Annotated in this window: 12 protein-coding genes; 7 read left to right on the top strand and 5 right to left on the bottom strand. The window is 33.3% G+C overall.

The annotated features are described in order from the left end of the window. The 5 genes from ACXJIE_RS04215 to ACXJIE_RS04235 all read left to right on the top strand — a co-directional run. A partial coding sequence (locus ACXJIE_RS04215) for a restriction endonuclease subunit S (protein WP_456479723.1) occupies positions 1–907 on the top strand: 907 nt, incomplete at its 5' end. Beyond that, the gene (locus ACXJIE_RS04220) at positions 904–1,599 is read left to right on the top strand and encodes a DUF3800 domain-containing protein (protein ID WP_456479724.1); all 696 of its coding nucleotides are present in this window, start codon (positions 904–906) and stop codon (positions 1,597–1,599) included. The genes ACXJIE_RS04215 and ACXJIE_RS04220, both read left to right, overlap by 4 nt. Further along, positions 1,599–2,057 (top strand): hypothetical protein, encoded by a 459-nt coding sequence (locus tag ACXJIE_RS04225; protein ID WP_456479725.1) that lies wholly within the window; start codon positions 1,599–1,601, stop codon positions 2,055–2,057. The genes ACXJIE_RS04220 and ACXJIE_RS04225 overlap by 1 nt, the downstream gene beginning before the upstream one ends. 125 nt (positions 2,058–2,182) lie before the next feature. After that, positions 2,183–5,152, top strand: a complete 2,970-nt coding sequence (locus ACXJIE_RS04230; protein ID WP_456479726.1) for a type I restriction endonuclease subunit R — start codon at positions 2,183–2,185, stop codon at positions 5,150–5,152. Beyond that, on the top strand, positions 5,139–5,789 hold the full coding sequence (locus tag ACXJIE_RS04235; RefSeq protein WP_456479727.1) for a M48 family metallopeptidase: 651 nt from the start codon (positions 5,139–5,141) through the stop codon (positions 5,787–5,789). The genes ACXJIE_RS04230 and ACXJIE_RS04235 overlap by 14 nt, the downstream gene beginning before the upstream one ends. Here the strand turns inward: ACXJIE_RS04235 and ACXJIE_RS04240 are convergent. The 5 genes from ACXJIE_RS04240 to ACXJIE_RS04260 all read right to left on the bottom strand — a co-directional run bounded on the left by ACXJIE_RS04240 (position 5,786) and on the right by ACXJIE_RS04260 (position 9,778). Continuing rightward, positions 5,786–6,667: an exonuclease domain-containing protein gene (locus ACXJIE_RS04240; RefSeq protein WP_456479728.1), complete on the bottom strand. Its 882-nt coding sequence runs from the start codon at positions 6,665–6,667 to the stop codon at positions 5,786–5,788. The genes ACXJIE_RS04235 and ACXJIE_RS04240 overlap by 4 nt on opposite strands. Further along, positions 6,648–7,310 (bottom strand): hypothetical protein, encoded by a 663-nt coding sequence (locus ACXJIE_RS04245; protein WP_456479729.1) that lies wholly within the window; start codon positions 7,308–7,310, stop codon positions 6,648–6,650. Before ACXJIE_RS04245 ends, ACXJIE_RS04240 begins: the two co-directional genes overlap by 20 nt. Continuing rightward, entirely contained in the window at positions 7,303–7,977 is a 675-nt protein-coding gene (locus ACXJIE_RS04250) for a Fis family transcriptional regulator (protein WP_456479730.1), read from the bottom strand. The genes ACXJIE_RS04245 and ACXJIE_RS04250 overlap by 8 nt, the downstream gene beginning before the upstream one ends. 192 nt (positions 7,978–8,169) lie before the next feature. After that, positions 8,170–9,450 (bottom strand): ammonium transporter, encoded by a 1,281-nt coding sequence (locus ACXJIE_RS04255; protein WP_456479731.1) that lies wholly within the window; start codon positions 9,448–9,450, stop codon positions 8,170–8,172. Beyond that, on the bottom strand, positions 9,440–9,778 hold the full coding sequence (locus ACXJIE_RS04260) for a P-II family nitrogen regulator (RefSeq protein ID WP_456479732.1): 339 nt from the start codon (positions 9,776–9,778) through the stop codon (positions 9,440–9,442). The genes ACXJIE_RS04255 and ACXJIE_RS04260 overlap by 11 nt, the downstream gene beginning before the upstream one ends. Before the next feature lie 190 nt (positions 9,779–9,968). Between ACXJIE_RS04260 and ACXJIE_RS04265 the strand changes: the two genes are divergently transcribed. Then, positions 9,969–10,295: a ferredoxin-thioredoxin reductase catalytic domain-containing protein gene (locus ACXJIE_RS04265; RefSeq protein WP_456479733.1), complete on the top strand. Its 327-nt coding sequence runs from the start codon at positions 9,969–9,971 to the stop codon at positions 10,293–10,295. After that, a partial coding sequence (locus tag ACXJIE_RS04270) for a ferredoxin-thioredoxin reductase catalytic domain-containing protein (RefSeq protein WP_456479734.1) occupies positions 10,295–10,867 on the top strand: 573 nt, incomplete at its 3' end. The genes ACXJIE_RS04265 and ACXJIE_RS04270, both read left to right, overlap by 1 nt.

The following is a 10,867-nucleotide window of genomic DNA, read 5'->3' on the forward strand; positions in this document are numbered from 1 at the left end:
TAACATCGATGAAAATTATGTTAATTATACATTAATCTTTCTGAGAAATAAATGGAAAAAATATGCTATTAGTAGTAGAAAAGATCCTAATATTTCTAAAAAAGATATTGAAAATTTTTTAATCCCCATCCCACCCATCAAAGAACAACAAAAAATAGCTGAAATTCTCTCAACCTGTGATGAAGCGATAGAAAAGCAAGAAAAACTAATAAAAGAGAAAGAAAAATTTAAAAAAGCTTTAATGCAGAGGCTTTTGAATGTAGAATTGAGAATGGAGAATGGAGAATTAAAAAAATTGCCAAAAGTTAGGTTTAAGGAATTTAGCGGGGAGTGGGTTGAGGTTAGATTAAAAGATATTTTAACTGAAAAAAAAGAGTATGCTACAAAAAATGAAGGCTATACTCATTTGTCTATGAGTAAAGATGGGATTTTCCCAAAGACAGAACAGTTTGATAGGGATTTTTTAGTAAAAGATGAAAATAAAAAATATAAAATTACTAAATTTGGAGATATTTGTTATAACCCTGCTAATTTAAAATTTGGAGTGATATGTAAAAATGAATGGGGTAATGGAATTTTTTCTCCAATATATGTAACTTTTGAAGTTAATAAAAAATTTAATACAGATTTTATTAAATATATTGTTACTTCAGAAAAATTTATAAAAAAATCTCTTAAATATCAAGAGGGAACTGTTTATGAGAGAATGGCAGTAAAGCCTAATGATTTACTTTTAATGAAGATTTTTATTCCCCTAATTCTAAAAGAACAAGAAAAAATAGCCGAAGTTTTATCAACTCTTGATAAAGAGATAGATTTGTTAAAATTAGAATTAAATGAATTTAAAAAACTAAAAAAATCCCTTATGCAAAAACTATTAACGGGGAAAGTGAGGGTGAGGGTATGAAAATAGAAGTATATTGTGATGAAAATTTACCGGATTTATTTACTTCACAAAAGGCAAAAGATAAATATATGTTTATTGGAGGTATATGGATTGATGCTAAATTACGGGATGAAATAAAAGCAAAAGTAAAAGAATTGAGAAAAAAATATAATTGTTTTGGAGAGATTAAATGGGTAAATGTTACTCCTTCAAAAGAGGATTTTTACAAAGAGATAGTAAAACTATTTTTTACTTATAACGAAAATCAAGTAAGATTTAGAACTATTATGATAGAAGCAAAAAAAGTTATCTGGAGTTATCATCAAGAAGATAAAGAACTTGGATTTTATAAATTTTATTATCAAATGTTAAACAAATGGATAAGTGATTATAATGAGTATAAAATTTTTGTGGATGTCAAAAAGAATAGAGATTTGACTAGATTAAAAATTTTAAAAGAAGTGTTAACAAATAGTTCTAAAAACTCATATATTGAAAGAGTTCAAGCTTTACCGTCAAAAGAAGTTGTATTAATTCAACTGGCAGATTTACTTATAGGAGCAGTTAGCGCAAAGTTGAATAATAAAAATCTAAAAAATAAAGCAAAGGTTAATTTAATTTCGTATATTGAAAATTTTAAAAAAATTGAACCGACTTATAAAGCTGAAAATAAGTTTAATATTTTTAAAATTAGATTAGAAGGTTCTTTATAATGAAATATTTGATTTTAAATGGTGTTGATGAATATAAAAAGTATTACGAAACAGAATATTGCAAAGCTCCTATATTTACATTTGACAATATTCCTATATATTTTCATAAAAATAGATTTTCACATGCTTTTTATGAGAGTAGTGATAGAAGAAATTCAAAAGATGTTTTTTCACAGGAAAGAGCTAAAAGAATGAGATGGATAAAATCTATTTTGAAAAGTAATACAGCTACAATTTTACAGGGATGGAATAAAAAAAAGAAACAATACGAACCATGTTTAAGAGTTGCTTATGAATATGAAAAATTTGTAGTTATTGTAAGAATTTCTTTAAAAAATGATGATACTTTAAAAGGAAACTTTATTACATGTTATTATGCGGATAATAGCTTTCAAAAGATTGAAAAATCACCTATTTGGAATAAGGAAGATTGTTTGAAATATTTAAAAGGTCGTTGATTCGCTACGCTGGCTCAACGACCAAAGCACTCGATACATTCAGACGCTATAAGCGCTGAATTCTGATGAAATTATAACATATTATTTTAAATGTTGTATAATATTTTACATAAAAAGGCACAAAAATGACACCAAATACGGCAGAAAAAGCGCTTCAAAAAAATGTTGTTGAGTTTTTAGAGTCTCTTGGTTGGAATTATATTTCTCCAAAAGAGATAAATAATTTTAAAGAAAATAAAAGTGATAGTTTATTAAAGCCTGTTTTAAAAGAGCAGTTAAATAAAATAAACGGCTTTGTTTATAAAGGTAAAAGATATAAATTTGATGAAAATACTATAAATAAAGCCGTTAATGATTTGGATATGCCGCTTATTGAAGATATAAGGCTTGTTAATCAGAAAATAAGCGACATGTTGACTTTCGGCAGGGCTTTTGAGCAGTTTTTGGACGACGGGAGTAAGAAAAGTTTTTCTTTTAAGTTTATTGATTTTGAAAATATAAAAAATAATCTTTTTCATTTCACTGAAGAATTTAAGGTTAAAGATAAAAGGATTGATATAGTTTTATTTGTTAACGGCATACCTCTTGGGGCGGTTGAGCTTAAAGCTTCAAATATGGAAACTGAAGAGGGAATTTCTCAAATGATTAGAAATCAAAAGGAAGTGCCTGAGTTTTTTAAATTTGCTCAAATATTAATTGCTGGAAATAATCATTCTCCTAAATACGCTACCCTTGGCACTCCAAAAAATTTTTGGGGAGTTTGGAGAGAGAATATAAAATTAAGCTTAAATAATAGAATGCCAACCGAACTTGATAAACTGATATATTCGTTATGCAAAAGAGATAGATTTTTGGAGTTAATAGAAAATTTTATCGTTTTTGATAAAGGTGTAAAAAAAATAGCAAGATATCAGCAGTATTTTGCTATAAAAGAAATTTTGAAAAGATTAAAAAAAGATAAAGGCGGAGTGGTTTGGCATACTCAGGGAAGCGGGAAAAGCCTTACTATGGTGATGCTTACAAAACTTATTAAAAAGAAGTTTTTAAATTCAAAAATCGTAGTTGTAACCGATAGATTGGAGCTTGATAAACAGATTCACGATGTTTTTATGAATACGGATATAGTGGCTAAAAAAGCCAATTCTTCAAGACATTTGATTGAACTTTTAAAAAGCGGTATCAGTGTAATTACGACGCTTATTCATAAATTTGACGGAGTGAAAAAGGAAAATGTAATTATAAAAGATAAAGTTTTTGTACTTGTGGATGAATCTCACAGAACCCAGGGGGGTGAGCTTCATATTGCTATGAAAAAGGTGTTTGTAAACGGTATTTATATTGCATTTACGGGAACGCCTCTTCTTAAAAAAGAAAAAAGCACATATGCTAAATTCGGAGGGGAAATTCACAGGTATACAATAGACGAAGCTGTCAGGGATAAAGCGGTTGTGCCGCTTTTATATGAAGGCAGAATGGTTGATCAATGGATTAATGATCAAAAAGGACTTGATAAAAGATTTGAAAGACTTACAAAAGATTTAAGCGATGATCAAATACAGGATTTAAAAAGAAAATGGGCTCGTTTTCAAAGACTTGCTTCAAGCGAAAGAAGACTCGAAATGGTTGCGTTTGATATTACGGAGCATTTTAAAAAGTTTTTAAAAGATACTAAATTTAACGCAATGCTTGCCACTTCTTCAAAATATGACGCACTTAAATATAAAGAAATTTTTGATGAAGACGGAGAACTAAAAACGGCTGTTGTTATATCTCCTCCGGATATGAGAGAGGGCGAGAGTGATTTGGATAGTGAAAACAAAGATTACATAATAAAAAAGTATAAAGAGTTGATTAGAGGGTATAAAAATCATAACGAGTATGAGGATATTATAAAAGATAAATTTTTGAAAGGTGAAATTGAGCTTTTAATAGTTGTTGATAAGCTGTTAACCGGTTTTGATGCGCCTGACGCAAAAGTTTTATATATTGACAAAGAACTTAAAGAGCATAATTTACTTCAGGCGATAGCAAGGGTAAACAGATTAAGTGAAGGCAAAGATTACGGTCTTATTGTGGATTACAGGGGTTTGCTCGGCGAACTTGATAAAGCGCTTACGGCTTACAGTGCCTTAAGCGGATTTGATGAGGCGGATTTGAACTCCGCTGTTTTTGACATAAAAGAAGAGATTGATAAAATTAAGACGTTTTATTCTAATTTGATGGATCTGTTTAGAGAGGCTAAGTTTAAAAGTGATTTGGAAAGTTATGAGGTTGTGTTGTCTGATAAGAAAAAGAGAAAACAATTTTATGAGTATCTTTCTGATTTTGCAAAAGCTTTAAATCTCGCATTGGTCAGTGAAAAAGCTTATGAAATTTTGAGTGATGAAGAGATAAAAGATTATAAAGAAAAGCTTAAGTTTTTTATAAAATTAAAAGAGGCTGTTAAGATTAGATATCATGAAAAAATAGATTTTAAAAAATATGAAAGCGGCATGCAAAAACTGCTTGATACTTTCATAAGTGCGGATGAGGTTATTGAGATTGTTTCACCGGTTAATATTTTTGACGCTAAGTTCGATTCACAGATAAAATCTTTAAATACGGACAATGCAAAAGCCGATGCGATTTTAAATGCAATTAGTGCTAATATAAAGGAAAATTATAAAAAAAACCCTTATTTTTATGAAAAACTTTCAAGTAAAATTGAAGAAATTTTAAATAATTATAAGGAAAAGAGGTTAAGTGAAGAGGAGAAGTTAAAAGAAGCGTTAAAACTAAAAGATGAACTTTTAACTAACAAAAGAGTTTATCCCAAAGAGCTTGAAAATGAGTTTCAAAAGGTCATTTATGATAATTTAAAAGAGGATTTTGAAAATCTTGGATTAAATGATGATGTTTTATTTGATTTTATTAAAAAAGTGGATAAATTATTTGATGAAATATCAAAAAAACCTGATTGGAAAAAAACTCAAAGAAAAAGAATTGAGGCAAATCTGGAGGATTTGTTATATGAAATTGAAGACGGATTTGATGTAAGTTTTAATCTTGATAAAATAACTCCGAAAATTGTGGGAGTGGGTATTGCAAACTATTAAAATTCAAAGGAAAAATGTAAAAAACATTTATTTAAAGGTTACACCTGATTTGGAGGTTGTTTTGACTGCTCCTTATGAAGTAAAAGAGGAATTTTTATATAAATTTTTAGATCAGAAAAAAGATTGGATTGATAAAAAATTAGCGTTTTTTTCCAAAACAGAAATAAAAAAAGAGTATGTAAGCGGGGAAAATTTTGAATATTTAGGAAAAAATTTTATACTTAAGGTAATTGAAAGTAAACAGGAATTCATGAAGATTGACGGAAATTATTGTTATTTATATGTTAAAGAAAAAAATAATTTTCAAAGAAAAAGAAAAATGATAGAGAAGTGGTACAGAGCCGAAGCCAAAAAGGTGTTTTATGAAATAATAAATAAATATATTCCTGTTGTAGAAAAAAAACCTTTAAAAGTCACAATAAGGAAAATGAAAACAAAATGGGGAAGTTGTAATTTCAGTAATTCTCATATTATTTTAAATTCAGAGTTAATCAAAAAACCCAAAGAATGTATTGAGTATGTGATATTTCATGAACTTGCCCATTTAATATTTCCGAATCATTCTAAAGAGTTTTACAATTATTTAGCTGTTTATATGCCCGATTGGAAGAGAAGAAAATTAAAATTGAATGATTAACTTCTGTTTAAAATCTCTCCTATTTTAGCTCTCATCCATTTGCCCATTTTCATATTGTGATACGCCCAGCTGAGGTATTGAATGTCTATTTCGGCGACGTCTTCGATACTCATACCTTTATATTTGCCTACACCGAATCTGAACTCCATCGGTTCGTCAAGATTTTCAAGGTGGTGTTCGATGGAGTATTTAACATCCGGGTCGAGGTCGGTTAGGCTTAGCATATACTCTATATAATCCGGATCTTTAATAAGCACGTCTTTTATTTTTTCGAATTTGTATTTGCCCTGGTAGAATTTGTCGTGAAGCACCGGTTTGGTGGTAAGTTCCACAAGTTCTTCAAAACTTTTGCCGAAGTTTTTAACGAGGTATTCGAATAAAAGCCCCAAAACTATCACGTCGCCTAATGCGTCGTGTGCGTTTATTTGAATATTGTATTTTTCGCATATATCTTTTTCTTTTTTGTAAAGCCCGAGTGCGTATCTGTTGTACTGGAGTGAAAATTTCCCCTCGGGTATGAGATGTTTTAAGACTCTGAACGTGTCGATCAGTTTAAAAAACGAATTAAACCCTTCTTTTTTGAGCATGTCTAAATCGAATTTGGCATTATGGATTACAAGCAGGTTTTCGGGTGAGTTCAGCTCTTTTAACCTTTTATAAGATTTTGTATGTTTAATAAGAGGTTTGTCTTCAACCATTTCGTTAGTGATGTGGTGAACCGCCATAGCCTCGAAGCTGATAGGAAGAGGCGGTTTTACGAGTTCGTCGTGAATTTCTTCTATTTTGAGGTTTTCGTTCAGTACAAGGTAGCTTAGCTGTATTATTCTGTCTTCTTCTTTGTTTCCGGTGGTTTCCGTGTCAAGCATTATTATTTTCATCTATTTCCTTAATAAGTGGTATTTTTATCGTGTATCCGTCAACTTTATTTAATATTTCGAAATAAGGCGATTTAATCGTTTTATCGGGCGCCGTTTTTATGCCTATTTCTATTATCTGGTATTTTTTGTCTTTTATTTTAATGTATTCCCCCACGTTTACCCTGGTTGAAATTATAGCCTTTTTTTTGTTTTCGAGCATATCGAAAATAAGATCCAAAAGGGCTTTTTTATGCACCATAATGGTCGGAATGGAAGGGTCGAACATAGTCGTTATATCGATTTCGTTTTTAAGGGTTATGTATTCGATTGCGAAATTGATAAGCATCGAAAGATCTATTTCTTCAAGTTCGGTCAGTTCAATCGAATGTGTGTTGGTGTTTATAAAAAACCTCACGCCTATGTTCGTATCGTCCCTGTAACCTATGGAAAAGCCGTTAAATTCGAAATCTTTAAACTTAACGTGTTTAAATTCCGTTTTCATTCCGGGGTTTGCCGGGGCGTTGTTTATTACGAAGTCGTAAACCTCTTTTTTGTTTACGTACGAGAGGAATATTTCAGCTTCCTGGTTGCAGTACTCGATATGTCCTTTTTGGTTAAAGATTATCAGCGGGTTTATATCGTATTCGCACCAGAATTCAAACATTTAAAGCCTTCATTTTTTTTGTAAGCGTGACCCTGTTGATTTTTAAGTGGTTTGCGATTTGGAGTTTGCTTTTGTATTTTGTTTTCATTGCGCTGAAAAGTGTTTTTTCGAAATTGTTGAGTTCTTCTTCGTATGTCACCGTTTCACTGCTGTTTTCGTAATGGTGTTTTAGTATTTCGAATATTTCCCGTTTGTTTTGCGGCAGCAGAAACATGGAATAAACCTGTCTTTTAAGTGAGTTTAGGTTTTCACTGATGTCCGGGTTTGAGATGTTTATGTGTTTGTTCAGTTTCAGCTCCTCTTTCGCCTGCCGTTTAAAAAGGTCTATAAAATCCTCTATATCCTCGGGGTGTTCGCTTAAGGGTTTTAGTTCTATGTCCATGGTGAAATATTTTTTTAAAATGTCTTTGTTAAGAGGCTGGGTGCCGGTTGCTATTAAAAAATTGTTTTTAAATTCAAGATTCGGGTTTTTGTCGAAATCTTCCAAAATAACAGGGTTTATAGTCGCCGTTTTTGGATTTGTTACGGCGCCCGGGGCTATGTATTTGGCTAAAAACGTTTTTCCCACGCCTTTTTCACCCCAGATATATACGTTGATTTTAAGCTGTTTGCACATATCGGCTATATTTTTTATTTTTTTTAGATATTCCGAAGTTGCTAAAAACATTATCACCTTTTTGTATGAATTATATCAAATATATGTAAAAGAGATGTGAAAATAGTAAAAGTAAGAAATAAAAAACGGGTTTCCTGAATAAAAAATAAGTTCCCGACACTGAAAGACATATATATTATGCCGTCAGGTGGATGAGTAATTGAAATAAATATAAACTTCCCGAAAACCATAAGGTTTTCGGAATTATAAATTAAATCCTTTTTCTCCGTGTTCTGCCGAATCAAGACCCGTAATTTCGGCTTCTTCGTCAACTCTTGCCCCGCCGGTAATCAGGCTTGCCACTTTAAGAACTATCGCAGTCATAATTGCCACGAATATTATTGTTACAAGTACGGATTCGATTTGCACCCAGATTTGGCCGAGTCTGTCTCCGTTTTTAAGCGGACCGTCCCATGCCAAATCTTTCAATGCAAAGAATCCTGTAGCAATCGCACCCCAAAGCCCCGCTATAAAGTGAATACCGAACGCATCTAATGAATCATCATATTTAAACAGTTTTTTAAGAACGGTTACACCGAAAAACCCTGTTACACTTCCGCCTATACCGATTATGAGAGCTCCGGTGATTCCTACGAATCCCGCCGCAGGTGTAATCGCAACAAGACCCGCAACGGCACCTGAAGCCGCGCCTAAAAGTGTAGGTTTACCGAATTTAATATAATCAAGAATAATCCAAGTAACCGCCGCAGCCGCCGCCGCAAAGTTTGTCATAATAAACGCGCTTCCCGCCACGTTATCAGCCGCAAATTCGCTGCCCGCGTTGAATCCGAACCATCCGAACCATAAAAGCGCCGCACCGAGAGCCGTTAAAATTATACTGCTCGGCATCATTTGAGTTTTTGGATAACCTCTTCTTTTACCAATCATTAAAGCTGCAACCAAACCCGCAAGACCGCCGTTCATATGTACAACGGTTCCGCCCGCAAAATCCAAAGCGCCGTCATCCATCAAAAATCCTCCGCCCCATACCATATGGGCTACCGGAGCGTAAACGAACGTGACCCACAACACCACGCATACAAGCCAAGTTGAGAATTTAACCCTCTCGATTATAGACCCGCTCGCAATAGCAACCGTAATTGCCGCAAACGTACCCTGGAATGCTATAAACACGTAAGTCGGATAACCGCTGCTTTCAAGGTCGTTATAGCTAATACCGTTTAAAAAAGCGGCTTTTAAATCTCCTATCACTCCGGCTATATTTCCGCTGAACGCCAGTGAATACCCCCAGAAAATCCAAACAACCGTTGCAAGGGCAAACGCTGAAAACACCATCATATATGTGTTAAGAATGTTTTTCGCCCTCGTCATACCGGCATAAAACAGAGCCAGCCCGGCAGGTGTCATAAGCATAACAAAAGCGGTCGCCACCATCATCCAAGCGGTGTTACCGCTGTCGAGTTTAGGCTCACCCGCAAAAGCCAGACTTGCAAATCCCAGTAGTGACAGTATTCTAAACAGCATCTCTTCCCCTTTCTCCCGTTCTGATTCTTATCGCCTCTTCAACGGGGATGATGAAAATTTTTCCGTCACCGATTTTTCCGGTTTTGGCGTGTTCTGTAATAATTTCCACCGTTTTTTCAACGAAATCGTCGTTTACGAAAATTTCGAGTTTTACTTTCGGCAGGAAATCGACCACATATTCCGCTCCCCTGTAAAGCTCGGTGTGGCCGTGCTGCCTTCCGTGTCCTTTCACTTCACTTACGGTAATACCGGTAATTTCTGCTTCAATCAAAGCTTCTTTGACATCATCGAGTTTAAAAGGTTTAATTATGGCTTCAATCTTTTTCATTTGAACTCCTTTTTGTTTTCTGATGTAATTATAAATCTATATTAATTAAAATTAATCAAAAAAACGACAATTGATTGATTAAATTATAAATAAAATAATATATGTATAAATTATTTACAATAAAGATATTTTATATCTTTTTTTGATTTTTTGGTTAAATATGATAAAATCAAAATAAAAAGGAGATATTATGCTTCAACCTAAAAGAACAGATGTTGATATAACAAGTGAAGAATTTAAAAATGAAGAAGCTAAAACCAAAAAATTTGTGGAAAAAGTTGTAAAACAGTTCGGATGGTGTCTTAATCCAGATAAAGAAGTGTACGACGCCATCGTAATGGGTCTTACAAGAAATAAATTAATGTACGGCAAAAGATACTGTCCCTGTTTTATTCCTATGGGGGACAAAGAAGACAGAATCTGCCCATGTAAACCTGCAATTGATCACGAAGTGGCCGAAGGGTGCTGTCACTGCGGAATTTTCTGTAATACCGAAAAGTGCAAAAGCGAGGGTTAATGAAAACTGTTGATATCAATTCACCGGAATTTCAGCAGGAATTTGTAAAAACCGAAAAATTCGCCCATAAGGTAATTGAAAGGTTCGGATGGGCTTTTCATCCGGATGAGGAGATTGTGGAGAGGGTTCTTAAGGGTCTTACGAATAATAAACTTTTGCATGGTAAAAGATACTGTCCCTGTTTTGTGCCTCAGTTCGACGGAAATGACAGAATATGCCCATGCAGGCCTGCAATCGATAAAGAAATCCCGGAAGAGGGGGTATGCCACTGCGGAATTTTCTGCTCCCCCGAATATGCGGCTAACTATAATAAAGAACATCCGAAAAAAGAAACGAGAGAAATAGAAGGCCTCAGCGTAGGGGAGCTTGAAAGCATTTTGGAAAAAGATCAGATTTTAGGGGAAGAACTTGAAATACTTCTTAAGGCGAGGGAAGCCGGACTTGTAAGTTTTTCCCTTATAGATATAAGAGAGCCGTTTGAATACCAGATGATGAGAATAAAAGGAACCGACGAACTGCTTCCTATCAGCAGGGTTCAGTATGAACTTGATAAATGGATGAAATATAAAGAT

It is taken from the genome of Nautilia sp., assembly GCF_053994455.1.

Excerpts from the sequence above, each read along its gene's own strand:
- ACXJIE_RS04220 (WP_456479724.1), top strand. The coding sequence starts at position 904 with ATGAAAATAGAAGTATATTGTGATGAAAATTTACCGGATTTATTTACT.
- ACXJIE_RS04225 (WP_456479725.1), top strand. The coding sequence starts at position 1,599 with ATGAAATATTTGATTTTAAATGGTGTTGATGAATATAAAAAGTATTAC.
- ACXJIE_RS04230 (WP_456479726.1), top strand. The coding sequence starts at position 2,183 with ATGACACCAAATACGGCAGAAAAAGCGCTTCAAAAAAATGTTGTTGAG.
- ACXJIE_RS04240 (WP_456479728.1), bottom strand. The coding sequence starts at position 6,667 with ATGAAAATAATAATGCTTGACACGGAAACCACCGGAAACAAAGAAGAA.
- ACXJIE_RS04245 (WP_456479729.1), bottom strand. The coding sequence starts at position 7,310 with ATGTTTGAATTCTGGTGCGAATACGATATAAACCCGCTGATAATCTTT.
- ACXJIE_RS04250 (WP_456479730.1), bottom strand. The coding sequence starts at position 7,977 with ATGTTTTTAGCAACTTCGGAATATCTAAAAAAAATAAAAAATATAGCC.
- ACXJIE_RS04255 (WP_456479731.1), bottom strand. The coding sequence starts at position 9,450 with ATGCTGTTTAGAATACTGTCACTACTGGGATTTGCAAGTCTGGCTTTT.
- ACXJIE_RS04260 (WP_456479732.1), bottom strand. The coding sequence starts at position 9,778 with ATGAAAAAGATTGAAGCCATAATTAAACCTTTTAAACTCGATGATGTC.
- ACXJIE_RS04265 (WP_456479733.1), top strand. The coding sequence starts at position 9,969 with ATGCTTCAACCTAAAAGAACAGATGTTGATATAACAAGTGAAGAATTT.